Annotated in this window: 18 protein-coding genes and 7 tRNA genes; 16 read left to right on the top strand and 9 right to left on the bottom strand. The window is 60.7% G+C overall.

Features of this window, described 5'->3' with window-relative positions; genetic code table 11:
• The first annotated feature begins 321 nt into the window (after positions 1 to 321).
• From alaS to CUC44_RS03605, 9 genes are all read left to right on the top strand, one after another.
• Complete coding sequence (alaS, locus tag CUC44_RS03645; RefSeq protein WP_100858627.1) at positions 322 to 2,946, top strand: alanine--tRNA ligase; 2,625 nt, start codon at positions 322 to 324, stop codon at positions 2,944 to 2,946.
• 16 nt (positions 2,947 to 2,962) lie between these two features.
• A complete protein-coding gene (locus CUC44_RS03640) occupies positions 2,963 to 4,210 on the top strand; it encodes an aspartate kinase (RefSeq protein WP_100858626.1) in 1,248 nt (415 codons plus the stop codon).
• A gap of 93 nt (positions 4,211 to 4,303) precedes the next feature.
• Complete coding sequence (csrA, locus tag CUC44_RS03635; protein ID WP_100858625.1) at positions 4,304 to 4,492, top strand: carbon storage regulator CsrA; 189 nt, start codon at positions 4,304 to 4,306, stop codon at positions 4,490 to 4,492.
• A 213-nt stretch (positions 4,493 to 4,705) separates the two neighbouring features.
• Positions 4,706 to 4,798 (top strand) — tRNA-Ser (locus tag CUC44_RS03630).
• 3 nt (positions 4,799 to 4,801) lie between these two features.
• Positions 4,802 to 4,878 (top strand) — tRNA-Arg (locus tag CUC44_RS03625).
• Between the two features lie 98 nt (positions 4,879 to 4,976).
• Positions 4,977 to 5,053, top strand: a tRNA-Arg gene (locus tag CUC44_RS03620).
• Between the two features lie 26 nt (positions 5,054 to 5,079).
• A tRNA-Arg gene (locus CUC44_RS03615) sits at positions 5,080 to 5,156 on the top strand.
• A gap of 29 nt (positions 5,157 to 5,185) precedes the next feature.
• A tRNA-Arg gene (locus tag CUC44_RS03610) sits at positions 5,186 to 5,262 on the top strand.
• A 29-nt stretch (positions 5,263 to 5,291) separates the two neighbouring features.
• Positions 5,292 to 5,368: transfer RNA gene (locus tag CUC44_RS03605), tRNA-Arg, on the top strand.
• 557 nt (positions 5,369 to 5,925) lie between these two features.
• On the opposite strand, the gene pbpG is transcribed toward CUC44_RS03605, so the two are convergent.
• The 6 genes from pbpG to pepA form a co-directional block, all read right to left on the bottom strand.
• Positions 5,926 to 6,753, bottom strand: a complete 828-nt coding sequence (gene pbpG / locus CUC44_RS03600) for a D-alanyl-D-alanine endopeptidase (RefSeq protein WP_100858624.1) — start codon at positions 6,751 to 6,753, stop codon at positions 5,926 to 5,928.
• Positions 6,754 to 6,901: 148 nt separating this feature from the next.
• The gene (locus CUC44_RS03595; RefSeq protein WP_100858623.1) at positions 6,902 to 7,567 is read right to left on the bottom strand and encodes a DedA family protein; all 666 of its coding nucleotides are present in this window, start codon (positions 7,565 to 7,567) and stop codon (positions 6,902 to 6,904) included.
• Between the two features lie 18 nt (positions 7,568 to 7,585).
• Positions 7,586 to 8,878 carry a hemolysin family protein gene (locus CUC44_RS03590; protein ID WP_100858622.1) on the bottom strand — a complete coding sequence of 431 codons (1,293 nt, stop codon included), beginning with the start codon at positions 8,876 to 8,878 and terminating at the stop codon, positions 7,586 to 7,588.
• Positions 8,879 to 9,108: 230 nt separating this feature from the next.
• The gene (locus CUC44_RS03585) at positions 9,109 to 11,961 is read right to left on the bottom strand and encodes a valine--tRNA ligase (RefSeq protein WP_157812741.1); all 2,853 of its coding nucleotides are present in this window, start codon (positions 11,959 to 11,961) and stop codon (positions 9,109 to 9,111) included.
• Between the two features lie 62 nt (positions 11,962 to 12,023).
• The gene (locus CUC44_RS03580) at positions 12,024 to 12,476 is read right to left on the bottom strand and encodes a DNA polymerase III subunit chi (protein ID WP_100858620.1); all 453 of its coding nucleotides are present in this window, start codon (positions 12,474 to 12,476) and stop codon (positions 12,024 to 12,026) included.
• 250 nt (positions 12,477 to 12,726) lie between these two features.
• Positions 12,727 to 14,238 carry a leucyl aminopeptidase gene (pepA, locus tag CUC44_RS03575; protein ID WP_100858619.1) on the bottom strand — a complete coding sequence of 504 codons (1,512 nt, stop codon included), beginning with the start codon at positions 14,236 to 14,238 and terminating at the stop codon, positions 12,727 to 12,729.
• A gap of 172 nt (positions 14,239 to 14,410) precedes the next feature.
• On the opposite strand from pepA, the gene lptF reads away from it, so the two are divergent.
• Both lptF and lptG read left to right on the top strand, forming a co-directional pair.
• Entirely contained in the window at positions 14,411 to 15,523 is a 1,113-nt protein-coding gene (gene lptF / locus CUC44_RS03570; protein WP_167388762.1) for an LPS export ABC transporter permease LptF, read from the top strand.
• 25 nt (positions 15,524 to 15,548) lie between these two features.
• Entirely contained in the window at positions 15,549 to 16,619 is a 1,071-nt protein-coding gene (gene lptG / locus CUC44_RS03565; protein ID WP_100858618.1) for an LPS export ABC transporter permease LptG, read from the top strand.
• 167 nt (positions 16,620 to 16,786) lie between these two features.
• Here the strand turns inward: lptG and CUC44_RS03560 are convergent, their stop codons facing one another.
• Positions 16,787 to 17,308: an RDD family protein gene (locus CUC44_RS03560; RefSeq protein WP_167388761.1), complete on the bottom strand. Its 522-nt coding sequence runs from the start codon at positions 17,306 to 17,308 to the stop codon at positions 16,787 to 16,789.
• A gap of 143 nt (positions 17,309 to 17,451) precedes the next feature.
• On the opposite strand from CUC44_RS03560, the gene CUC44_RS03555 reads away from it, so the two are divergent.
• Positions 17,452 to 17,536, top strand: a tRNA-Leu gene (locus tag CUC44_RS03555).
• 68 nt (positions 17,537 to 17,604) lie between these two features.
• Here CUC44_RS03555 and CUC44_RS03550 read toward each other — a convergent pair.
• The gene (locus tag CUC44_RS03550; RefSeq protein ID WP_100858616.1) at positions 17,605 to 17,973 is read right to left on the bottom strand and encodes a VOC family protein; all 369 of its coding nucleotides are present in this window, start codon (positions 17,971 to 17,973) and stop codon (positions 17,605 to 17,607) included.
• 951 nt (positions 17,974 to 18,924) lie between these two features.
• On the opposite strand from CUC44_RS03550, the gene amt reads away from it, so the two are divergent.
• The 3 genes from amt to CUC44_RS03535 all read left to right on the top strand — a co-directional run bounded on the left by amt (position 18,925) and on the right by CUC44_RS03535 (position 22,461).
• A complete protein-coding gene (gene amt, locus CUC44_RS03545) occupies positions 18,925 to 20,349 on the top strand; it encodes an ammonium transporter (protein ID WP_100858615.1) in 1,425 nt (474 codons plus the stop codon).
• Positions 20,350 to 20,602: 253 nt separating this feature from the next.
• Positions 20,603 to 21,955, top strand: coding sequence for a 23S rRNA (uracil(1939)-C(5))-methyltransferase RlmD (gene rlmD / locus CUC44_RS03540; protein ID WP_100858614.1), 1,353 nt, complete (start codon positions 20,603 to 20,605; stop codon positions 21,953 to 21,955).
• A 323-nt stretch (positions 21,956 to 22,278) separates the two neighbouring features.
• Positions 22,279 to 22,461, top strand: a complete 183-nt coding sequence (locus tag CUC44_RS03535; RefSeq protein ID WP_100858613.1) for a hypothetical protein — start codon at positions 22,279 to 22,281, stop codon at positions 22,459 to 22,461.
• Here the strand turns inward: CUC44_RS03535 and tppF are convergent.
• Positions 22,430 to 23,044 carry a type IVa pilus pseudopilin TppF gene (tppF, locus tag CUC44_RS03530; RefSeq protein WP_100858612.1) on the bottom strand — a complete coding sequence of 205 codons (615 nt, stop codon included), beginning with the start codon at positions 23,042 to 23,044 and terminating at the stop codon, positions 22,430 to 22,432. The two genes, CUC44_RS03535 and tppF, sit on opposite strands and share 32 nt — an antisense overlap.
• A 40-nt stretch (positions 23,045 to 23,084) precedes the next feature.
• Here tppF and CUC44_RS03525 point away from each other — a divergent pair, with 40 nt between their 5' ends.
• Positions 23,085 to 23,873 (top strand): TatD family hydrolase, encoded by a 789-nt coding sequence (locus CUC44_RS03525; protein WP_100858611.1) that lies wholly within the window; start codon positions 23,085 to 23,087, stop codon positions 23,871 to 23,873.
• The last annotated feature ends 178 nt before the right edge of the window (positions 23,874 to 24,051 follow it).

The raw sequence follows: 24,051 nt of genomic DNA, 5'->3' as shown, positions 1-24,051 counted from the left end.
CCGAGTCGGGCCGCCCCATGGCCACTCGGTTCGGAGAAAAATCAGGGTGCCGTGTGTCTGAACTGGCTCCCGATTTGATGCGTCTCCATCTTTGCCTCGTACCTCACCAAGCTACTGCTGAGCGAGCGTTTCACCGCAAGTAAGCACTCTCACACCTCGGCGGTTTCGCCCACATTGCCATCCCTTCCCCTTGTTCTACTGGCGGCCTGCCAAAGATGTGCGGTTTTTCGCCCGTGAGGGCCCTGCGCGTTTTACTTTACCCCGCAGAAAACTTACATTAATGCGGTTAAAAGTCCGTATTCGAATCAAGCAGGATTTTCCATGTATATGTCCACGTCAGAGTTACGCGCAGCGTTTCTCGAGTATTTCCGCTCCCAGGGGCACCAGGTTGTCTCCTCCAGCTCGCTGGTACCGCATAACGACCCGACCCTGCTGTTCACCAACGCAGGGATGAACCAGTTCAAGGACGTGTTCCTTGGCGCAGACAAGCGTGCCTACAACAGAGCCACCACTTCCCAGCGCTGTGTGCGGGCAGGCGGCAAGCACAATGACCTGGAAAACGTCGGCTATACCGCTCGTCACCACACCTTCTTCGAGATGCTGGGCAACTTCAGCTTCGGTGACTACTTCAAGCAGGACGCCATCCGTTTTGCCTGGGAATTCCTGACCGGTACCCTCAAGCTGCCCAAAGAGCGCCTGCTGGTAACCGTCTATGAAACGGACGACGAAGCTTTCAACATCTGGGCCAACGAAATCGGCGTGCCTACCGATCGCATCGTGCGCATCGGTGACAACAAGGGGGCGGCCTTTGCCTCGGATAACTTCTGGCAGATGGGTGATACCGGCCCCTGCGGCCCCTGCACCGAGATCTTCTATGACCACGGCGACCACCTCTGGGGTGGCCCTCCCGGCTCACCGGAAGAAGACGGCGACCGCTTCATCGAGATCTGGAACGTGGTCTTCATGCAGTTCAACCGTCAGTCCGACGGCACCATGGAGCCGCTGCCCCGTCCGTCCGTGGATACCGGCATGGGTCTGGAGCGCATCTCCGCCATCATGCAGGGCGTGCACTCCAACTACGAGATCGACATCTTCCAGGCGCTGATCAAGAAGGCCGCCGAGATCGTGGGCACCGAGGATCTGAGCAATCAGTCCCTGCGCGTCATTGCCGACCACATCCGCTCCTGCGCCTTCCTGGTGGCCGACGGTGTCATGCCGTCCAACGAAGGCCGTGGCTATGTGCTGCGCCGCATCATTCGCCGCGCCGTGCGTCACGGTCGCAAGCTGGGCGCCAACGAGGTGTTCTTCTACAAGCTGGCTGCCGAACTGGCGGTGCAGATGAAGGACGTGGCGGCCGAGCTCATCGCCCAGCTGCCCCTGGTCGAGCGCGTGCTGCGCATCGAGGAAGAGCAGTTCGTCCGCACCCTGGACCGCGGCCTGCTGCTGCTGGAAGATGTGCTGGCCAACCTGGGGGATGCCAAGGTGATCCCGGGTGAGGTGGTGTTCAAGCTGTATGACACCTATGGCTTCCCGGCCGATCTCACCGCCGACGTGGTACGTGAGCGCGAGATCGGCATCGACGAGGAAGGCTTCCACGTCGAGATGGCGAAGCAGCGCGCCCGTGCCAAGGAAGCGTCCAGCTTCGGCGTGAACTACAACGACGTATTGAAACTCGACTTCGAAACCCCATTTATCGGTTATCAGCAGTTGAGCGAGAAGACCACGGTCGTCGGCATCTACAAGGATGGCGTCGAAGTCAGTGGCCTCATCGCCGGTGAAGAAGCCGTAGTCGTGCTGGCTGAGACCCCCTTCTACGCCGAGTCCGGTGGCCAGGTGGGTGACAGCGGTGTGCTCAAGGTGGACGACGGCATCTTCGCCGTGACCGATACCCAGAAAGCGGGCAAGGCCATCATCCACAAGGGCTATCTGGAGCTGGGTACCCTGGAGAAGGGCGCCGAGGTGGAAGCCGTGGTCGATGGCGAACGCCGTCAGGCCGTGGCCCTGAACCACTCGGTCACTCACCTGCTGCATGCAGCCCTGCGTCAGGCGCTGGGGGATCACGTGACCCAGAAGGGTTCTCTGGTGGGTGCAGAGCGCATGCGCTTTGACTTCTCCCACTTCGAAGGCCTGACCATGGCGACCATTCGCCGCATCGAGGAGCTGGTCAACGCCCAGATCCGCGCCAACCACGACGTCACCACCCAGGTCATGGATCTGGAAGCGGCCAAGTCCGCCGGTGCCATGGCGCTGTTTGGCGAGAAATACGAAGACGACGTGCGCGTGGTGCGCATGGGTGATTACTCCACCGAGCTGTGCGGCGGTACCCACGCCAAGCGCACCGGTGATATCGGCTTCTTCAAGATCATCGCCGAGAGCGGCATCGCCGCCGGGGTGCGTCGCATTGAGGCGGTGACCGGCAAGGGTGCCATCGACTTCATGCACCAGCTGGCCGAGCAGATCGAAGAGGCGGCCGCCCTGGTGAAGGGGGATCAGTTCTCCATCGCCGACAAGGTGCGCCAGATGATGGACAAGGCCAAGCTGATGGAGCGCGAGCTGGAACAGCTCAAAGCCAAGCTGGCGGCCCAGGCCGGTAGCGACCTGCTGAGCCAGGTGATTCAGATCAAGGGCCAGAAGGTGCTGATCGCGGCGCTGGAAGGGGCCGATCCCAAGTCCCTGCGCGGCATGCTGGATGAGCTGAAGAATCAGATGAAGTCCGGTGTCGTGCTGCTGGCAACCAGCAGCGATGACAAGGTCAACCTGATTGCCGGTGTCACCAACGACCTGACCTCCAAGGTCAAGGCCGGTGAGCTGGTCAACCTGGTGGCCCAGCAGGTGGGTGGCAAGGGTGGTGGTCGTCCCGACATGGCGCAGGCGGGTGGTACCCAGCCTGAGGCCGTTCCGGCGGCCCTGCAATCCGTTCACTCCTGGCTGGAAGAGCGCCTGTAAGCGGGCGAGGTGATCTGTGGCACTCTATGTACAGAAATTCGGCGGCACCTCGGTCGGCACGCTGGAGCGGATCGAGGCGGTAGCCGACAGGGTTCAGCTGACCCGAGCCCAGGGACATGACGTGGTGGTGGTTGTCTCCGCCATGTCGGGCGAAACCAACCGGCTGCTGGGCATGGCCCAGCAACTGGATCCTGATGCCAACCGGCGCGAGATGGATGTGCTGGTCTCCACCGGTGAGCAGGTCACCATAGCGCTGCTGGCGATCGCGTTGAACAAACGGGGTTGTCCTGCGGTCTCAATGACCGGTGATCAGGTTCGCATTCATACGGATTCCGCCTACGGCAAGGCGCGCATCAGCCACATCGACACCGAGCAGGTGCAGTCTGCGCTCGGTGCCGGCAAGGTGGTGGTGATCGCGGGCTTCCAGGGCCGTGATGAGCACAATGCCATCACCACCCTGGGCCGTGGTGGTTCGGATACCACTGCGGTCGCGGTGGCGGCGGCCATCAAGGCCGATGAATGCCAGATCTTTACCGATGTGGATGGGGTCTATACCACGGATCCGCGCATCGAGCCCAAGGCTCGCCGCCTCTCCACCATCACCTTCGAGGAGATGCTGGAGATGGCGAGCCTGGGGGCCAAGGTGCTGCAGATCCGTTCGGTGGAATTCGCGGGCAAGTACCGCGTACCGCTGCGGGTGCTGTCGAGTTTTGTCGACGGAGAGGGAACCTTAATCACATATGGAGATGAGAGGATGGAAGCACCCCTGGTATCCGGCATTGCGTTCAACCGCAATGAGGCCAGCCTGACCATTCTGGGTGTGCCGGACCGGCCGACGGTGGCGGCGCAGATCCTGAATCCGATCAGTGATGCCAACATAGATGTCGACATGATAGTGCAGAACACCATGGGGGATGGCACCGCCGATTTCACCTTCACGGTGAACCGCGATGACTACCGCCGGGCTCGTGCCCTGCTGGAGCAGACCGCCACCGAACTGGGAGCGGCCTGCGTGCAGGGCAACGGGGAGATCGCCAAGGTCTCCATCGTCGGGGTCGGCATGTGGAATCACCCGGGCGTCGCGCGCACCATGTTCAAGGTATTGGGCGAGGAGGGGATCAACATGCAGTTGATCTCCACCTCTGAAATCAAGATATCCGTGGTGATTGACGAGAAGTACCTGGAGCTGGCCGTGCGTTCGTTGCACGCCGCGTTCGGGCTGGATAATGAGCCTCATGAGCAGCCCTTGGGGAACAATCCCTGATTGATTTAGTTTCAACCATTTACCATATCGGTATCTTTGTAAGATAATGGTGCATATCGATATAAATACAAAACAGGATACAGGAGCAAGCGAATGCTTATTTTGACTCGTCGTGTAGGGGAAACCCTGATGATTGGTGACGAAGTGACTGTCACCGTGCTGGGCGTTAAAGGCAACCAGGTTCGTATCGGTGTGAACGCACCGAAAGAGGTCTCCGTTCACCGCGAAGAGATCTACATGCGGATACAGGCCGAGAAAGTGCCGGGTCAACCGGGTTTCTAAGCCGCGCGAATAGCAGCTATAAGGCGACACCTCTTGTGTCGCCTTTTGTTTTTCCGGGCCCTGCCAAGTTGGCCGCAGGGCGCGAAAGCAGGGGGTAAGTGTCGATATTGCTTGAATATTCCACGCTTTGACCAAATGCTGAGCGAACGCTCTGTTTTCTCCAAAAAAGTGTTTGACTAAAAATCCCTGTGAAGTATTATCAGCCCCGCAAACGGAGAGGTGGCCGAGAGGCTGAAGGCGCTCCCCTGCTAAGGGAGTATGCGGCTTATACCCGCATCGGGGGTTCGAATCCCCCCTTCTCCGCCATTTGCGCCCGTAGCTCAGCTGGATAGAGTACCTGGCTACGAACCAGGTGGTCAGAGGTTCGAATCCTCTCGGGCGCACCATATTCGACTCACGATGAGTCATGTATCGACCCTCAGCAAGTCGGTACGCTAGAAAAGGCTTACTGTTGAGTAAGCTTTTTTTATCGCTTTAAATCAGGGCGCCCGTAGCTCAGCTGGATAGAGTACCTGGCTACGAACCAGGTGGTCAGAGGTTCGAATCCTCTCGGGCGCACCATTTAAAGTGAATTCAATGATTTATGAGCGCCCGTAGCTCAGCTGGATAGAGTACCTGGCTACGAACCAGGTGGTCAGAGGTTCGAATCCTCTCGGGCGCACCATTTTTAAAGCAGTGTCAAAAAGTTTGTGAGCGCCCGTAGCTCAGCTGGATAGAGTACCTGGCTACGAACCAGGTGGTCAGAGGTTCGAATCCTCTCGGGCGCACCATGATTGAAGCAATGTCAAAAAGTTGATGAGCGCCCGTAGCTCAGCTGGATAGAGTACCTGGCTACGAACCAGGTGGTCAGAGGTTCGAATCCTCTCGGGCGCACCATATAGACAGCCTCGACTCAGGTCGAGGCTGTTTTTTTATGTGCCAAAATCCGCTCTCGGCATGCCAATATGCGGTTATTTCCACATTAAACCCTATTTCTCTCTGCCTTGTCGGGACCTTTGTCGATGGGTCGACATGTCTCTGTACTTCCTCCATGCCGCATTAAACCCCCGCTATGGCCGCTCTGAGCGCCTTCTATCCCAAAACCTTATCTGTGCCAGCCGTTCCCGAGGAGTGGCTCCAGCAGGCAGGGCGGGCCCGTGAGCCCATCCTGTGCCCGTACCATCCAGCGTGAGCTGCCATCGCCTGAATATCGGCTCCAGCGGGTGTGACAGGTCTATGAGCGCATCCTGTAGCCGTATCATGTCAGGTAGTGGCCATCCTTTAGGGAATGGCTCTGGCGGGCGTGGCAGGCTCGTGAGCAGGTAATGACAGGCAGGCCCAGCATCCCTGGGGCGGTTCAGACAGGCTCGGTGAGCCCGAGATAGGCGGGAATGGCGAAAGCCGGGCAATAAAAAAGGATGCCTTGGCATCCTTTTGTCATTCTGCTCGCGGGCTCAGCTCTTGAGCCACTTGCGAATGCGGTTGGCATCACCCACCGGGGTGCGCTTGCCCACCGAGTTGAGCAGCACTATGGCCAGTTCCTTGTTGTCCGGTTTGGCGCGCATCAGCAGGCAGCGGCCTGCCTCGTCGGTGTAGCCGGTCTTTGAGAGGCGCACATCCCAATCCGGGTTCTTCACCAGGGGATTGGTGTTGTTGAACATCAGGCTGTAGGCCGGCGCCGCGAAGCGCATCTCCATGTTGGGATCCTGGGTGAACTGGCGGATCAGCGGCTGGCGATAGGCCGCCGAGATGAGCTTGGCCAGATCCTGGGCGGTGGAGACGTTGCGGGTCGACAGGCCGGTGGAGTCATAGAAGCGGCTGTTGCGCATGCCCAGCTGCTTGGCCTTGTTGTTCATGGCGCGGATGAAGGCGGCGCGGCCACCGGGATAGTGACGGGCCAGCGCCGAGGCCATGCGGTTCTCTGATGACATCAGCGCCAGGTGCAGGGCATCGCGGCGGGTAACCTTGGTGCCAAAGCGTACCCGGGAGTAGGTGTGCTTGATGTTGTCCCGATCGTTCTGATCTATGGTCAGCATCTGGCCCAGGCTCTGGCGGGCATCCAGTACCACCAGGGCTGTCATCAGCTTGGTGAGGGAGGCGATGGGACGGACCTGGGTCGGGTTCTTTTGATAGAGCGTCTTGCCGGTGTTGACGTCCATCACCAGGGCGCTGCCCGACTGCAGCTTCAACTTGGCCGGGTTGGGGGCCGCCAGGATCGCGGGGGATCCGAGCACTCCTATCAAGCCACACAACAGCGCGATTGCGCGAATCCGAGACCCCATACTACCGACTCCATCCACAGCGAAAAAAGGCGCTAGATTCACTCATTTTTGCCCCCGTTTTACAAGAGCACCAGAGGGGAATTCGAGATTATTTTCCATAAAAAAGGGCCGCCTGCCGGCGACCCTGTTTTTTGCCTCACTCAGGAGATCACTCCTTGGTGGCGGTGGCCTTGCGCTTGCTCAGCCAGCGCCAGAGCAAGGCGATCAGGCCGCCGACCAGCAGCACCAGCGGCAGGCAGAGGATGATGCTGAGGAATTGGGACTCATACTGTGCGGCCAGCTTGGTGTGGCTCAGGTAGTAACCCAGGCCGACCAGGGGGCAGATCCACATGATGGAGCTGACCAGGTTGACGATGAGGAAGCGACCCTGGGGGATCTCGCTGGCACCGACGATATAGGGGTAGGCGGTGCGCACGAAGGCGATGTAGCGGGCTGTGATGAGGGTGATGATGCCGTACTTGTTGAGCAGGTAGTAGACCTTCTCCTTGTGCTTGTCATCCAGGTGGGACATCAGCCTGTGGTACATCTGGGTGTGGCCGAGGAAGCGCCCCTGCATGTAGCCGAGCCAGGTGCCGACGAAGGTGGCCACGATCAGCAGCGGCACCACCGCCAGCGGCAGTACCCCCTGATAGATGAGCACGCCGGTCAGGATCAGCAGGGTATCCCCTGGCAGGAAGGCGGTCGGAATGAAGCCATTCTCCAGCACCAGGAAGGTCAGCAGGACGACATAGACCATGAAGACCATCTTGGGATCGGACAGTGCCGCCAGATCCTGATTAATGAAGGCGTGAGCCAGGTGGTAAAACTGCTCCATACAAGCAAACTCCGCAGGTTAGCTGGGTTGGTCGGTCAAAGGCATGGCAAGCACCTTGTCGATGCGCAGGCCGTCCATATCCACTATTTCCAGTTGCCACTGTTCCAGGGTGACTATGTCTCCGGTCTGGGGCAGGCGGCCAAGGAGCAGCATGATAAGCCCTCCGAGGGTGTGATAGTGATGTTTTTCTTCTTCCGGCAGCCGTACCAGCTCCAGACAGTCCTTCAATTCGGGTAGCGGGATCAGGCCATCGAGCAGCCAGCTGCCATCGGCGCGCTGGAAGGCCCAGTTGTCCTCGGCGCCCTCCTGCTGGAAGTCACCGGCCAGTGTCTCCAGCAGATCCTGCTGGGTGACCAGTCCCTGCAACTCGCCATATTCGTCCACCACCAGCACCATGTGCTCCGAGTGGGTGCGGAAGTGATTGAGCAGCTCCAGACCGTTGAGGGTCTCCGGCAGCAGGCTGCCATCCTGAGTCAGGGCAGCCAGGTCGATGGGCTCCCCCTTGATGTAGGCGTGCAGCACCCGGCTGACGTTGAGGATGCCCACCAGATCCGACAGGCTGCCGTCACAGACCGGGAAGAAGCCGTGGCGATACTCCACCAGGCGCTGCAGGTTCACCTCCAGCGGCAGGGAGAGGTCGATGTAGCGAATGTCGCTGCGGGGCACCATGAGGGAGGCCAGGCTGCGTTCGTCGAGGCGGAACACGTTGCGCAGCATAGTGTGCTCGTGGTCCTCGATGATGCCGGCCTCGGAGCCCTCCACCAGCATGGCGTGGATCTCCTCCTGGGTGACGTTGTTGCTGTTGTTCTGATCGACCCGCAGCAGGCGCAGGCTGGCATGGGTGGAGGCAGAGAGCAGCCAGACGAAGGGGCGGGTCAGGGTCGCCAGCCACAGCATGGGGCGGGCCACCAGGCAGGCGATGCGCTCGGCGTTGAGCTGACCGAGGCGCTTGGGTACCAGTTCACCGACGACGATGGAGAGATAGGTCACCAGCACCACCACGATGACGGTGGCGATCAGGCTGCTGCTCTTGGGGGAGAGCCCCCACTCCTGCAACCAGAGTGCGAACGGCTGGGCCAGCAGGGATTCGCCGTAGATACCGTTGAGCAGGCCTATGCTGGTGATACCGATCTGGACGGCAGAGAGGAAATGGGTCGGATTCTCGCCCAGCTTGAGCGCAATGGCGGCGGAGCGGCTCCCTTCACTCGCCATCTTGCTGAGGCGAGCCTTGCGGGCGGTGACGATGGCAATTTCCGACATGGCGAACACGCCATTGAGCAAGATCAATCCAAGCAGGATCAATATTTCCATACTGCGACAGCACTCCAAATAGAAAAGATCGCTGGCAGTGTAATGAATTTGCAGACGATGCGCTTGTGAAAGCGGGTGATTTGGTTCGTGAATTTTTCAATTTCTTGGCCGGAAAACGCACCGCTGGCGCCCGGAAGGCGAGTCGTCTGCCCTCGGCAAGGGCCATTTCATGGGGGCCGAAAAATAAAAAGCCCCCGCTAGGCGGGGGCTTTTTGGTGAGCAAGGCTCGCTTACAGGGCGGCGATCTCGGCCTGCTGGGCTTCCAGCTTGACCAGCTGGAGACGGTAGTCTTCCAGCTTCTCGCGCTCCTTGGCGATGACCGCATCCGGCGCCTTGGCCACGAAGGCCTCATTGCCGAGCTTGCCTTCGATGCGGGCGCACTCGCCGGTGAGCTTGGCGAGCTCTTTCGCCAGACGGGCCAGCTCGGCCTCCTTGTCGATGAGACCCGCCATGGGGATCATCAGCTCGGTAGCGCCGATCAATTTTTTGACCGACAGGGGGGCGGTTTCACCGTCCGCCAACACACGGATGGACTCCAGACGGGCCAGTGACTTGAGGAAGGCCTCGTTGTCCCGGGCGCGAGTGGCGTCCTTGGCGTCGCATTTGAGCAGCACGTTCAGGCCCACGCTCGGCGCCACGTTCATCTCGGCGCGGATGTTGCGGATGCCGACGATGAACTCCTTCACCCACTCCTGATCCGCCATGGCGGTCTCGTCCAGCTTGGCGCCGTCGAACTCCGGGAAGGCTTGCAGCATGATGGTATCGGCGTGCACGCCGGCCAGCGGGGCCACCGACTTCCAGATGGTCTCTGTGATGAACGGAATGATGGGATGCGCCAGGCGCAGCAGGGTTTCCAGCACGTTCACCAGGGTGTGACGGGTGGCGCGCTGTTCGGCTTCAGAACCCTTGCCCAGCACCGGCTTGGTCAGCTCCAGATACCAGTCACAGAACTGGTTCCAGATAAATTCGTACAGGATGCCGGCGGCCATGTCGAAGCGGTAGGTGTCGAGGGCGGTGCGAAAATCACGGATGGCAACCTGCAGCTGGGACTGGATCCAGCGATCCGCTAGGCTGAACTGCATCTCGCCGCCATTGAGGCCACAATCCTGCTCCTCGGTGTTCATCAGCACGTAGCGGGAGGCGTTCCACAGCTTGTTGCAGAAGTTGTTGTAGCCATCCAGGCGCTTCATGTCCCAGTTGATGTCACGACCGGTCGAAGCCAGCGCCGCCAGGGTGAAGCGCAGGGCGTCGGTGCCGTGGGCCTCGATCCCTTCCGGGAACTGCTTGGCGGTACGCTTGCCGATCTTCTCGGCCATCTGCGGCTGCATCATGTTGCCGGTGCGCTTCTCCAGCAGATCCGGCAGGGAGATGCCGTCGATCATGTCGAGCGGGTCCAGCACGTTGCCCTTGGACTTGGACATCTTCTGGCCCTCTTCATCCCGGATCAGGCCTGTGATGTAGACGGTCTTGAACGGTACCTGCGGGGTGCCATCCTCGTCCTTGATGAAGTGCATGGTCATCATGATCATCCGGGCAATCCAGAAGAAGATGATGTCGAAGCCGCTCATCAGCACGTCGGTGGGGTGGAAGGTCTTGAGCGCCTCTGTGTTGTTCGGCCAGCCCAGGGTGGAGAAGGTCCACAGGGCAGAGCTGAACCAGGTGTCCAGCACGTCTTCGTCCTGACGCAGCACGGTCACGGACGGAATATTGTGCTTGGCGCGCACCTCGGCCTCGTCGCGACCGACGTAGACCTTGCCGGCCTCGTCATACCAGGCCGGGATACGGTGACCCCACCACAGCTGACGGGAGACACACCAGTCCTGAATGTCGCGCATCCAGGAGAAGTACATGTTCTCGTATTGCTTGGGCACGAACTGGATACGGCCATCTTCCACCGCCTCAATGGCGGTCTTGGCCATGGGGGCCACGCGCACGTACCACTGGTCGGTCAGCATGGGCTCGATGGGCACGCCGCCACGATCGCCGTAGGGCTGTTGCAGCACGTGATCCTTGGTTTCGGCCAAGAGGCCCAGCTCGTCCAGCTTGGCCAGGATGGCCTTGCGGGCGGCGAAGCGCTCGAGACCCGCGAATTCGCTCGGCAGGGCCGCATCGTAGGCGGTGCTCGGGTTGCCGTTGGTGTCGACCACTTCGGCCTCGGCACGCACGTGGGCGTCCAGGGTGAAGATGTTGATCATCGGCAGGTTGTGGCGCTTGCCCACTTCGTTATCGTTGAAGTCGTGGGCCGGGGTGATCTTCACGCAGCCGGTGCCCTTCTCCATGTCGGCGTGCTCGTCGGCGACGATGGGGATCAGACGGTTGGTCAGCGGCAGCAGGATGTGCTGGCCGATCAGGGCTTTATAGCGTGGATCTTCCGGGTTCACGGCGACGGCGGTGTCACCCAGCATGGTCTCCGGGCGGGTGGTGGCGACGATCAGGTGATCCTGTCCCTCGGCGGTCTTGGCACCGTTCGCCAGCGGGTAGCGCAGGTGCCACATGTGGCCCTTGATCTCGCGGTTTTCCACTTCCAGATCGGAGATGGCGGTGTTGAGCTTGGGATCCCAGTTCACCAGACGCTTGCCACGGTACATCAGGCCATCTTCGTACAGGCGCACGAACACTTCCTGCACGGCTTCAGACAGACCCTCATCCATGGTGAAGCGCTCGCGCTCCCAATCCACAGAGTCACCGAGACGGCGCATCTGACGGGTGATGGTGCCGCCGGACTCTTCCTTCCACTGCCAGATCTTGTCGATGAAGGCGTCGCGACCGTAGTCGTGACGGGTCTTGCCCTCTTCGGCGGCGATCTTGCGCTCCACCACCATCTGGGTGGCGATGCCGGCGTGGTCACAGCCCGCCTGCCACAGGGTGTTCTTGCCCTGCATGCGGTTGTAGCGGATCAGGGTGTCCATCAGGGTCTGCTGGAAGGCGTGACCCATGTGCAGGCTGCCGGTGACGTTCGGCGGCGGGATCATGATGCAGAAGGAGTCTTTGCTGGTGTCACCGTGGGGCTTGAAGTAACCCTGGGATTCCCAGTGCTGATAGAGCGCCTGTTCGATGGCGTTGTGATTAAAGGTCTTTTCCATGGTCTCGCCGTATTCTGGATGGATGCTGGTGTAAATGGATTCGGGATCTGCGGGGGCGGCCGTCAGGGCTGCGCCGGATCCGGTGCGGCAGCGGGCTGATCCCTCATCTCGAGGGCATGGCCTGCCTGGCGATAGTGCTTGTAGCGCTCGCGGGCTTGCTGCTTTTGCGTTTCGTCAGTGGGGACAAAATCTACCACTTGAGCGAAGTGTCCTGCAAACAAAGGTGTCTGCTCGGTCAGATTGATGAGGCGGGCGTAACGCCGCTTCGGTGGCTGATGGCCTATCTCCACCGGCGCCTGGCCGGTTTCCCCCTGCAACTGGTGCGGCACGAAACGATCCGCTGGCAGTTGCCACAGCAGCTCGTCGAGGCGCAGCGCCTGGGCCTCATCGGCGCAGTACAGATAGAGATGGCCCGAACTCCAGCTGTCGGCTGCCAGCTGACAGGCGAGGCGCTCACAGGCGCGGCCGCGCTCGTCATCCTGCTCGGACATCAGGTAAAAGGTCACTTGGCTCATCAGGTCAGTCCCGTTTGGTTGTGACGGATTGCGATTGGCCGCCTGGGAACCAGTTCATCATCTGGCCGCGAGGTCGTTACCAAGGTAGATATGCTGCTATCTACCTTGTTGGCAACCCGAATGACAGATGATCAACGGATTCTTGAGAGTATCGCGCTAGTCGCGATCCCCCGGATGTCTCAATGAAACAAGGAAGAGGCGAGCCTCTTCCTTGTGATACCACTCTCCTGACGGGCATAGAAGAGAAGGCTTATTCCTTGTCCTCGACATCTGCCACGCCGGCCCGGTTCAGCAGGAACTGGGTGAGGAGCGGCACCGGACGGCCGGTGGAGCCCTTGTCCTTGCCGCTCTTCCAGGCGGTACCCGCGATATCCAGGTGCGCCCAGTTGTACTTCTTGGTGAAGCGCGACAGGAAGGCGGCGGCCGTGATGGTGCCGGCCGGACGACCGCCGAGGTTGGTCATGTCGGCGAACGGGCTCTCCAGCTGCTCCTGGTACTCGTCGAACAGGGGCAGACGCCAGGCGCGATCGCCGGCCTGCTCGGAGGCGTTCAGCAGCTCGTGGGCCAGCGGGTTGTGGTTCGCCAGCAGGCCCGAGGTGTGGTGTCCCAGGGCTATGATGCAGGCGCCGGTCAGGGTCGCCACATCGATCACGGTCTCGGGATCGTAACGGTCCACGTAGGTGAGGGCATCGCACAGCACCAGGCGACCTTCCGCGTCTGTGTTGAGTACCTCGACGGTCTGGCCGGACATGGTAGTGAGGATGTCACCGGGGCGATAAGCGTTGCCACCCGGCATGTTCTCGCAACCCGCCAGCACACCGATGACGTTGATGGGCAGCTGCAACTGGGCCAGGGCGTGCATGGTGCCGAGCACGGAGGCGGCGCCACCCATGTCGTACTTCATCTCGTCCATGCCTTCGGCCGGCTTGATGGAGATGCCGCCGGAGTCGAAGGTCAGCCCCTTGCCCACCAGTACGATGGGCTTGGCATCGCCGTTGCCCTTGTACTCTATGATGGCCATCATGGCCTCATTCTCGGAGCCGCGGGCCACCGCCAGGTAGGAGTTCATGCCGAGCTCGGCCATCTCCTGCTCACCGATCACCTTGGTGCTGATGTTGTCGTAGGCATCCGCCAGACGACGGGCCTGGGAGGCCAGGTAAGCCGGGTTGCAGACGTTGGGCGGCATATTCGCCACGTCGCGGCAGATGCGCACCCCTTTCGCCACGGCCAGGCCGTGGGTGATGGCGCGCTCGCCTATGGTCAGTTCCCGACGGGTCGGCACGTTGAACACCAGCTTGCGCAGGGGACGACGCGGCTCGGCCTTGTTGGTCTTGAACTGATCGAAGCTGTAGAGGCCCGCCTTGGTGGTTTCCACCGCCTGGCGTACCTTCCAGTAGGTATCCCGGCCCTTGACGTGCAGCTCGGTCAGGAAGCAGACGGCTTCCATGGACCCGGTCTCGTTCAGGGTGGTGATGGTCTTGTTGATGATCTGCTTGTACTGGCGTTCGTCGAGTTCCCGCTCCTTGCCGCAACCGACCAGCAGTACGCGCTCGCTGAGCACGCCCGGTACTTGATGCAGCAACAGCATCTGGCCTGGTTTGCCTTCCAGATCGCCGCGGCGCAGCAGCGAGCTGAGGTAGCCGTCGCTGATCTTGTCCAGCTGTTCGGCGACCGGAGAGAGGCGACGGGGTTCAAACACGCCGACCACGACGCAGGCACTGCGTTGCTTCTCAGGACTGCCACTCTTTACACTGAACTCCATGGAATCTCCTACATCCTAAAGACAAAAGGCACCTTTTATTGAATAATGCGGTGCTTGTTGGGGTATCAGAGGCGGAGCGAACAGCCACAGGCTCCGCAGTTCAAACTGGTAAAAATCCAATATAGGGCCCTATTTTTCAGGCATTCGACTAAAAACACAAGTTTACTTGGGAATGACTGTGATCGTTTTCCGATATTTGTTCAGGGAAACCCTGAAAACCCAGCTGGCGGTGTTATTCGTACTGCTGCTTATCTTCGTCAGCCAGCAATTTATCCAGATCATCGGCGATGCTGCCGATGGCGAGGTGCCGACGCGCCTGGTCTCCACCCTCTTGCTGCTCAACCTGCCCAACATGGCGCTGTTGATGCTGCCTATCAGTCTGTTTTTAGCCATTTTGTTTGCTCATGGTCGCCTGTATGCAGAAAGCGAGATGACGGTGATGCACGCCGTGGGTTTCAGTCACCGCTTCGTGATGCGCAGCGCCATGCTGCTCGCTCTGTTCACGGCGGTGGTGGCGGCGTTCAACACCGGCTGGGTCGCCCCCCAGGCCAAGGAACGTGAGTATCAGGTGATCGACGAGTTCAAGGCCGATCCCGGTATCTCCTTCCTGCAGGCGGGCCGCTTCATGGAGCTCGACAAGGGCCGACTGGTCGCCTACATCCAGGATCTGAACGACAAGGGCTCCGAGTTGCAGAAGATCTTCGTGCTGCAGCGGGCCGAAGGCACGTCGCCGCCCTCGGTGGTGGTGGCGAGCGAAGGTCATGTGACCGCCGACAGCAATGGCCTGCAGTGGCTGACCCTGATCGACGGCTCCCGCTACGAGGGCGAGTTCACCGGCAAGCAGTTCCAAGTGTCTGATTTTAGCGAGTACAGCCTGGTGATCCGCCAGCAGGAGATGGAGCGATCCAACCGCAAGGCGGCCGCCAAGCCGACCATGGCCCTGCTCGGCACCCAGGACAACCAGCTGATGGCCGAGTTGCAGTGGCGTCTGTCGCTGCCGCTCTCCATCCTGGTGCTTACCTTCCTGGTGGTGCCCCTGGCCCGGGTCAACCCGCGTCAGGGGCGTTACGCCAAGCTGCTGCCGGCCATCTTGCTCTATCTTTCCTATTTCCTGCTGCTCAGTGCCGCCCGTTCGGCCATCGACAGTGGCCGCCTGCCCCATTGGCCAGGCATGTTCCTGGTCCCCCTGGCCTATCTGCTGTTCATCGGCCTGCCCTTGAACCTGCAGGGCACCAGCTGGTGGAACGGGGTGAAGGGCCACTTTTTCAAAAGAAAATCAGCATGATGCTGCAACATAGGAATTTCTGCTGATGTTTGGCATCCTCGATAGATATATCGGCCGGGTCATCTTCATGTCGATCCTGCTGTGTGAACTGACCCTGGTCGGGCTGGCGGCGCTCATCAAGTATGTGGAGCAGCTCAAGGCGGTGGGGGAAGGCAACTACGACATGCTCAATGCGCTCTATTTCGTGATGCTTTCCATGCCCAAAGAGGCGGTACTGTTCTTCCCGCTGGCTGCCCTGCTCGGTGGCCTCATCGGTCTGGGCCAGCTGGCGACCACCTCTGAACTGGTGGTGATGCAGGCGTCTGGCCGCTCCAAGATAAGTATCGTCATGGCGGCCCTCAAGACCGCCATCCCCCTGATGCTGCTGGTGGGGCTGATGGGGGAGTACGTGGCCCCCGCTGCCAAGCGGATGGCCGATGACATCAAGGCGGGCGCCATGTCGGAAGGGCGGCTGACCGTCTCGGCCTACGGTGTCTGGGCCCGGGATGGCAACAACTTCGTCAACATCAATGGGGTGCGCAACGACGGCGCCCTGACCGGGATCACCCTGTATCGCTTCACCCCGTCCCGCGATCTCATCGACGTGGTCCAGGCGCAGGAAGGGGTGTTCGAGCAGCACCACTGGCTGCTCAAACAGGTGCACATCACCCGTTTCGACGATCCCAAGCAGATTCTGGATGAGCAGCATGCCGAACTGGCGTGGAGCTCGGAGCTGACGCCCAAGCAGCTCGGGGTGGTCAGTATCGATCCCGAGAACCTGCCCATCTCCGGGCTGCGGGACTATATCGGCTATCTGGACGCCAACAAGCAGGATGCCGGCCGCTACAAGCTGGAGATGTGGCGCAAGCTGCTCTCCCCGCTCTCTGTGGTGGCCATGATACTGCTGGCCTCCTCCTTCATCTTCGGTCCGCTGCGCTCGGTGAGCATGGGGGCGCGGATGCTGATGGGGATCATGACCGGCTTCGCCGTCTATGTGAGCGACCGGGTGTTCGGCCCGGTCAGTCTGGTCTATTCGGTACCACCCATCCTGGCGGCCATTGCGCCTAGCCTGCTGTTCGGTGGTATCTCCTTCTATATCCTGAGCCGAAAACAGTAGTTGTTGATGCAGGGGAATGCGGTGGTGCCATCTTATGCTGGCGGCCATCGCGCCCAGCCTGCTGTTCGGCGGTATCTCCTTCTATATCCTGAGCCGATAGCCGTCACCGAACTCGGATACAAAAAGGGCACCCTGAGGTGCCCTTTTTGTTTTTCCGCTGTGCTGTATCACTTGCTCAGCTGTTCCAGATTCTCTTGCTTGCCGAGCACCACCACCTCGCACTCTGCCCAGATGTCCTGGAAGGCGCGCGGCCGCTCGCGGTTGAACACGCACAGCAGGTTGCCGAGCCCGAAGGCGGCGGTGCCGAGCCGGATCAGGGCCTGGGTGATGCGGATATTGCTGCCATCGACATTCTGGATACGCAGGCGCCAGGCGCGCATACCGATGGTCTGGCCGGCGCGGGTCCAGAACCAGGTGTAGAAACCGCAGATGATGAAGGCGAGCCAGGCGCTGTAGAGCGGGCTGGTCAGCAGCCAGGACGCGTCCTTGCCCTCCGGCACGGTCGCCATGCCGGTGGCCAGCAGCAGGTGAGCGACTCCCATGCCGATGAAGCCCGCGATGATCAGCAGGGCGATGACCACCAGATAGTCATAGAGCAGGGCTCCCAGGCGGCGCAGCAAGCCGGCTGACGGGTACTTGTGCTGCGGGGGCGGGGTCTGGGGGGAGGAGACAGTCTTGCGCTTGGCCATGGTGCTTATTCCATTAATATGATGCGGGCATTCTATGTAACTGGCCTGACATCGGCAAGGCGTTGAATAAATGAGCAAACGGCTGCGGGCGCGAGAAAAACACCTTGCATGCCCAAGCGCCATTCGTATAATCCCTCGCAGTTGCCCGGGTGGCGAAATCGGTAGACGCAGCGGATTCAAAATCCGCCGTTGCAAGACGTGTCGGTTCGAGTCCGACCCCGGGCACCATCTCATTCAGTGACAAAAGGCCATCCTCGCGGATGGCCTTTTGTTTTTCTGTCTTTCAGCGATGTCGCTCAGTCGATGTTCTGAGCGATACGCCACAGCACGCCGGACGGGTCATACAGGCAGAACTCTTTCATTCGCCACGGCTGGATGATGAGCTCGGTGACCCTGACGCCGTAGCGGGCGGCGACGCCGCTCTCATTCACGTGGGCCCACCAGGCCGCCACGTCTTCCACCAGGATATGCATCATGAAGTGCTCGGCCAGGTTCTCGTGGCAGAAGTCCTGCAACAGGAAGCTCACCTCCCCGAAGTGGAAGTAGGCGACGCCGCCGCCGTCCGAGGCCAGGGTAAAGCCGAGATCCTGATAGAACTGCCTGGACAGGGCGTAGTCGCGGGCAGGCACGAAGGCCTTGATTTCGGTGATGTTGAGATTGGTCATGGGGGCCTCTGGCGATGACGGACAGGTGATGGTGGTGCAAGGGGTGAGTGCCCCGTCAGTATCACCCGGATTGTCTGGTGCTCGCCAGCCTCTCCCTGCCCGTATGGGGGAGTGGGTAGTGCATCGCTGTCTTCGACTCCTTTCTGATCCGGCCAGGTACAGGGCCGGGATCCGCGCCTCGGGCTCGCTTCAGCTTCCCATCTGCCCACTGTGGCCCGGATCCGGGCCGCCATATCATTTGATTTATTAATAAAAGCCACTCATCCATTTGTTTTGTAAATGGCTCTGGGAGGCCACATCGCCACAAACCCGCCCTCGGGACTGTGCCGAGACGGTATGTCCGGCGTGGGGTGAGCAGCCAGGTTGGGCCTTTTTCTGCTTTATCTCTCCTCATTTGGCGTACCGCATCTGGCGTCATATGGCCCGCCCTCATGAGGGGTGCTGGCCGCTCGGCATCCCCATCTCGCCATTCCCACCTTGCATCCTTTCACCCTATGAGCGAAGGGCATCCATCTGCGTTTGCCACACCTGGTTGGCCGGAGGATGCCTTGGCTGGCTGATATATCGGTACATAAGTACATAAGTACATAAGTACATCAGTGCATCGGCCACGCCTGCCGCCAACCCTATGCATCTCCGTATTCTGCGACCCCGTCCCATCTTGGTGCGCCCGTTTGCGGCTGCACAGCCGAAGTGCGATCCCGTTCCTGTTTGTGGCCAGGCTGCGCCATCATGGTGCATGGCACATCCATCATCATTTCAAATAATTGAAATATAACGATTATATTTTTTGGCCTGCTTTATGCTTTAAAGCAATCATGTCGCCATGATGATCCCGACGGGATCGGCAGAGGGCAATACCAGTTTGACGATGTGAGTAAGTAGCCAGGTTTGACATTCATATCAGGAAATGGAACCGGCCAGGCGCCGGGACGACAAGGAGAGGGCTGTATGTTCAAGAGACTCGTAATGACTGGCCTGCTGGCGCTGACCGCCACCATGGCCGCCCCAGGTTGGGCACAAGAGGCGGCCGCGCAGGCTGATGTGGTGCAGGCGGCAGCCGTGACCATCAACAAGGGCGACAACACCTGGGTGATGGTGGCGGCGACCCTGGTGATCCTGATGTCCATCCCGGGCCTGGCCCTGTTCTACGGTGGCCTGGTGCGTGCCAAGAACATGCTGAGCGTGCTGATGCAGGTGTTCACCCTGTTCTGCCTCATCACAGTGCTCTGGGTGGTCTATGGCTACTCGCTGGCCTTCACCGAAGGCGGCGCCTTCTACGGCTCCTTCGACAAGGTGCTGCTGATGGGGGTCACTCCCGAGTCCATTGGTGCCACCTTCAGCAAGGGGGTGGGGATCAGCGAGTTCATCTTCGTGGTGTTCCAGGGCGCCTTCGCGGCCATCACCTGCGGCCTCATCGTCGGTGGCTTCGCCGAGCGGATGAAGTTCTCCGCTGTGCTGCTGTTTGCGGTGATCTGGTTCACCTTCGCCTACATCCCGATGGCGCACATGGTGTGGTACTGGGCCGGCCCGGATGCCTATACCGACGCCGCCGCGGCCGAAGCCGCCGGTGCCACCGCAGGTTACCTGTTCCAGCACGGCGCCCTCGACTTTGCCGGCGGCACTGTGGTGCACATCAACGCGGCGGTCGCCGGTCTGGTGGGTGCCTTCATGGCGGGCAAGCGGGTGGGCTACGGTCGTGATCCCATGACCCCCCACAGCCTGACCATGACCATGATAGGCGCGGCCCTGCTCTGGTTCGGCTGGTTCGGCTTCAACGCTGGCTCCGCGCTGGAAGCGAACGGTACCGCCGCCCTGGCGCTGATCAATACCTGGGTAGCACCGGCCGCGGCCGCGCTGTCCTGGACCTTCGCCGAGTGGCTGATGAAGGGTCGTCCCTCCCTGCTGGGCGCCGTCTCCGGTGCCGTTGCGGGTCTGGTGGCCATCACCCCGGCCGCCGGTTTCGTCGGTGTCGGTGGTGCCCTCATCATAGGGCTGTTGAGCGGTGTCGCCGGTCTGTGGGGGGTGCATGGTCTCAAGCGCCTGCTGGGGGCCGATGACAGCCTGGACGTGTTCGGCCTGCACGGGGTGTGCGGGATCCTGGGCGCCGTGCTGACCGGGGTGTTCGCCAGCCCGGATCTGGGCGGCACCGGGGTGTGGGATTACGTGACCAACCAGGTGGCCGAGGGCTACTCCATCCTGACCCAGGTGAAGATCCAGGTGATCGGCGTGCTGGTGACGGTGGCCTGGACCGCACTGGTCTCGGCCGTGGCCTACAAGGCGGTGGATCTGCTGGTCGGCCTGCGGGTGAAGGAAGATGCCGAGCGCGAAGGGCTGGACGTGACCAGCCATGGCGAGAAGGCTTACAGCCTGTAACAGAAGCTCCCATTGATAAGTTTGCCGCCGGCCCAGTCCGGCGGCTTTTTTATGGCCGCCCGCCTAGGAGTCTGACCTCGACTCCTGACCGGGGATGAGTCCATCCATGGGCGAATGCCTCCTCCGTAATTTCTTTCTGGCGGCGTTTTATGCCTGCATTTTGGGCGGATCTCCGCTAAACTCTGCCACCCTTTATTTGGGGTAGCCGGGTTAGCCCTGTTTCCATCCTTTATCTATGCCTTCGGAGCCGCTCATGCCGTTAGTGGGACACCAACATCAGATCGAAATTCTGGAACTGACCGACAAAGGGGATGGCAAGGGACGCCTGTTCGATCGCCCCCTGTTTGTCGAGGGGCTGCTGCCCGGTGAGCAGGCCCTGGTGGAGCTGACCGAAGTCAAGCCGAACTACCTGCACGGCAAGCTGGTAGAACTGACCCAGCCCTCCGCCGACCGGGTTCCAGATTTCTGCCCCAACACCGAGTGCGGTGGCTGCCAGGTGCGGCCGCTGGCCTATCCGGCCCAGCTCAAGCTCAAGCAATCCCTGGTGCAGGGCGCGCTGGAGCAGGCCGGGCTCATGACCCAGGTCAATCCCATCCTCGGCATGGACAGCCCGTTTGCCTATCGCAACAAGGCGCAATACGCGGTGCGTGGCACAGACGCTGGCGCCGAAATAGGCTTCTATCGCAAGCACTCCCACGACCTCATCACCGCAGATGACTGCGCCGTACAGGACTCCCTGCACGTGGAGCTCAATGCCCGGGTGCGCAACTGGATGCGTGAGCACGAGATTGCCGCCTATGACGAGGTCAACCACAGCGGCTGTGTGCGCAACCTGATGACCCGCAAGGGCTTCAAGAGCGGCGAGCTGATGGTGGTGCTGGTCACCCTGGGTGAGACCCTGCCGTTTGAAGCCGAGCTGCTGGCCAGCCTGAGTGACCTGCCCATCACCACCCTGGTACAGAACATCAACGAGGAGCGCACCAACCGCATCCTCGGGGATCGCAACCGGGTGCTGCTGGGGGAAGGGGTGATCCGTGACCAGATCCACGCGCTGGCGTTCGAGATCTCCCCGCTCTCCTTCTTCCAGAACAACCCGAGCCAGACCGATGTGCTCTACTCCAAGGCCCTCGACTATGCCGAGCTGACCGGCAGCGAGACTGTGTTCGACATCTATTGCGGTATCGGCACCATCTCCCTGTTCCTGGCGGCCAAGGCCGCCAAGGTGGTCGGTATCGAATCGGTGGAGAGCGCCATCAATGACGCCCGTCGCAACGCGGCCCTCAACGGCATCGAACACACCGAATTCCACGTAGGCAAGGCCGAGCAACTGATGCCCGAGCTGCACGCCCAGGGCGTGAGCGCCGATGTGGTGGTGATGGATCCGCCCCGCAAGGGCTGTGACAAGGCGGTACTGCAGACTCTGGTCGCCATGGCGCCGCGCCGGCTGGTCTATGTCTCCTGCAACCCCCAGACCCTGGCCCGGGATCTGGCCTATCTGGTGAAGCAGGGTTTCGTGCTGGACGAGGTGCAGCCGGTAGACATGTTCCCGCACTCCATGCACGTCGAGGCCGTCGCCCGTCTGAGCCTGCCTGCCAAGGCCGATTGACGCCGGATCGGCAGGCATTCTGCCGGTGGACATGTTCCCTCTGCGCCATGCACGTAGAAGCTGTCGCTCGCCTGAGCCTGCCTGCCAAGGCATAAATTGAATTAGCCAGATGGCTCTGATAAAAACGACTCCAAATGGAGTCGTTTTTTTATGGCCGCAATCGGCGGTTGATAAGGCGGTAGACGAGATCAGCATGGGCCTGTTGTTGCCATCGAGTCACTCATAATCGACCCGCGACGACGCGACGACGCGACGACGTGACGACGTGACGACGGGGTCGTCTGGGCAGGCCGGCTGCCTGCCTTGGTAATAAGGAGCAGAAGATGAAAAGCGTGTTGCTGAACTGGCTGGCCCGCTACGATGCCTGGTGCCAGGAGTGGGGACTTGTCCCGGAGAACCGGCGCTGCTGCGTGCCGGTTCGCCGTGATGAGGAGGAGCTCAAGCCGCCGGTAGTGGCAGAGGAGCCCTCAACTGTTACCGAAAGTTGCGAGTCACGGCGCCGGTGATGCTGTTGTAATCGAAGCTGAGCCCGTCCGGATAGGCGGGGAAGCGACCTATGGAGTCCCGCAATGTATAGCGGCAGTTGTCGTGACGCAGGTTGCCGGCGGTTTGATGATCGGCCGGGATGAGTTGGGAGATATAGTCGCTGCCTGAGTCGGTGTGGAGCTCATCGGCGACGGTCTGGTCGGTATTGAGCAGGCCAGTGAACAGGCTCTCGCAATCGTCCCGGCTGCTGACCGAGATCTGATCGCTGTCGCCCCCCGGGAAGACGGTATCGGGCCCTTGTCCGCCCTGATCCTCCATGGTCCCCGCTGGCCAGCCGAGGCTGTTGATATCGAGATCCTGCTTGCCCATGCCGCTAAAGTTATAGAGTGCCAGCGGCTCTCCCTTCACCTTGACGGCCCAGCCCGCATGGGCCAGCTGGACTGCGCTGGAAAAACTGCCTGCCGTGGAGGAGACACTGCTCTTGAGGGCATCGTCCTGGATATTGATGAAACGGGGCAGGGCGGTGACCGCCAGGATCCCCAGCACTATGATGACCAGCACCAGCTCTATCAGGGTAAAGCCGTGGGAAATGCGTTTTTGCATGGAATGAACCCATTAAGTACGACAAACAGGTAAGCGTGATATGCAACTGACAGACACCCATTGCCACCTCGATTTTCCGGTATTCGAATCCGATCTGGCGACGCGGCTGGCGCAGTGGCGCCAGTTGGGGGTGGGCGAGTATATCATCCCCGCCGTGGGAGAGGAAAACTGGACTCGCGTGATGGGGCTGGCCGAGCAGCATGCCGGCATCGCCTATGGCCTCGGGATCCACCCCTGGTATGTGGGGGCCCAGACGGAAGGCGTGCTGGCCCGGCTGCATGCCCTGCTGGCGAGCGAGCCCCACGGGCTGGTGGCCATAGGTGAATGCGGGCTGGACTTGCGCAGTCAGGTGCCGCAGGAGGGGCAGGTCGAGATGTTTGAGGCACAGATAAGGCTGGCCATGGAGTTCGACTTGCCACTCATCGTCCACTCGGTGCGGGCCAACGACACGGTTGCCAAGATCCTCAGGCGCTTCAAGCCAGCCCGTGGCGGCGTGATCCACGCCTTTGGCGGCTCCTTGCAGCAGGCCGAGGCCTTCTGGCAGTTGGGGTTCAGGTTGGGGATCGGGGGGGTCATCAGCTACGAGCGCGCCAACAAGACCCGGGAGGCGGTGCGCGACATGCCGCTCGAAGCTTTGCTGCTGGAAACGGACGCCCCGGACATGCCGCTGCAGGGGCAACAGGGGGAGCCCAACACCCCGGCCAGTCTCATCACCATAGTGCAGTTGCTGGCACAGTTGCGGGAGCAGTCGCTGGCGGATGTTGCCTCGGTGTTACATGAATCCACCCGGATGGCTTTTCCCAGGCTCGGCAAGGCAATTAACACCTGATTAACTATTGATACGGCAGTGATAAAAAATAAGGCCCATAAAAATCGTTTGCGGTCTAATTAAACGATGTCCGGCCCATTTCGGGCTTATAAAATGTGACCAGCATTCTACTTTGTCGCACCGTAATTAGTATAATGCGCACCCTTGATTAACGGTCTCAAGATACAAAACGTTAACA

Source organism: Aeromonas lusitana (assembly GCF_002812985.1).
GTDB classification, from domain to species: Bacteria; Pseudomonadota; Gammaproteobacteria; order Enterobacterales; family Aeromonadaceae; genus Aeromonas; species Aeromonas lusitana.
This window is presented reverse-complemented; position numbering and strand designations above follow the sequence as displayed.

What these genes read in the sequence shown, in the direction of transcription:
- lptG (WP_100858618.1), top strand. Translation starts at nt 15,549, where the DNA reads ATGTTTGGCATCCTCGATAGATATATCGGCCGGGTCATCTTCATGTCG.
- csrA (WP_100858625.1), top strand. Translation starts at nt 4,304, where the DNA reads ATGCTTATTTTGACTCGTCGTGTAGGGGAAACCCTGATGATTGGTGAC.
- pbpG (WP_100858624.1), bottom strand. Translation starts at nt 6,753, where the DNA reads ATGGGGTCTCGGATTCGCGCAATCGCGCTGTTGTGTGGCTTGATAGGA.
- tppF (WP_100858612.1), bottom strand. Translation starts at nt 23,044, where the DNA reads ATGCAAAAACGCATTTCCCACGGCTTTACCCTGATAGAGCTGGTGCTG.
- alaS (WP_100858627.1), top strand. Translation starts at nt 322, where the DNA reads ATGTATATGTCCACGTCAGAGTTACGCGCAGCGTTTCTCGAGTATTTC.
- lptF (WP_167388762.1), top strand. Translation starts at nt 14,411, where the DNA reads ATGACTGTGATCGTTTTCCGATATTTGTTCAGGGAAACCCTGAAAACC.
- CUC44_RS03550 (WP_100858616.1), bottom strand. Translation starts at nt 17,973, where the DNA reads ATGACCAATCTCAACATCACCGAAATCAAGGCCTTCGTGCCTGCCCGC.
- CUC44_RS03525 (WP_100858611.1), top strand. Translation starts at nt 23,085, where the DNA reads ATGCAACTGACAGACACCCATTGCCACCTCGATTTTCCGGTATTCGAA.
- pepA (WP_100858619.1), bottom strand. Translation starts at nt 14,238, where the DNA reads ATGGAGTTCAGTGTAAAGAGTGGCAGTCCTGAGAAGCAACGCAGTGCC.
- CUC44_RS03580 (WP_100858620.1), bottom strand. Translation starts at nt 12,476, where the DNA reads ATGAGCCAAGTGACCTTTTACCTGATGTCCGAGCAGGATGACGAGCGC.
- amt (WP_100858615.1), top strand. Translation starts at nt 18,925, where the DNA reads ATGTTCAAGAGACTCGTAATGACTGGCCTGCTGGCGCTGACCGCCACC.
- rlmD (WP_100858614.1), top strand. Translation starts at nt 20,603, where the DNA reads ATGCCGTTAGTGGGACACCAACATCAGATCGAAATTCTGGAACTGACC.
- CUC44_RS03590 (WP_100858622.1), bottom strand. Translation starts at nt 8,878, where the DNA reads ATGGAAATATTGATCCTGCTTGGATTGATCTTGCTCAATGGCGTGTTC.
- CUC44_RS03595 (WP_100858623.1), bottom strand. Translation starts at nt 7,567, where the DNA reads ATGGAGCAGTTTTACCACCTGGCTCACGCCTTCATTAATCAGGATCTG.
- CUC44_RS03560 (WP_167388761.1), bottom strand. Translation starts at nt 17,308, where the DNA reads ATGGCCAAGCGCAAGACTGTCTCCTCCCCCCAGACCCCGCCCCCGCAG.
- CUC44_RS03585 (WP_157812741.1), bottom strand. Translation starts at nt 11,961, where the DNA reads ATGGAAAAGACCTTTAATCACAACGCCATCGAACAGGCGCTCTATCAG.
- CUC44_RS03535 (WP_100858613.1), top strand. Translation starts at nt 22,279, where the DNA reads ATGAAAAGCGTGTTGCTGAACTGGCTGGCCCGCTACGATGCCTGGTGC.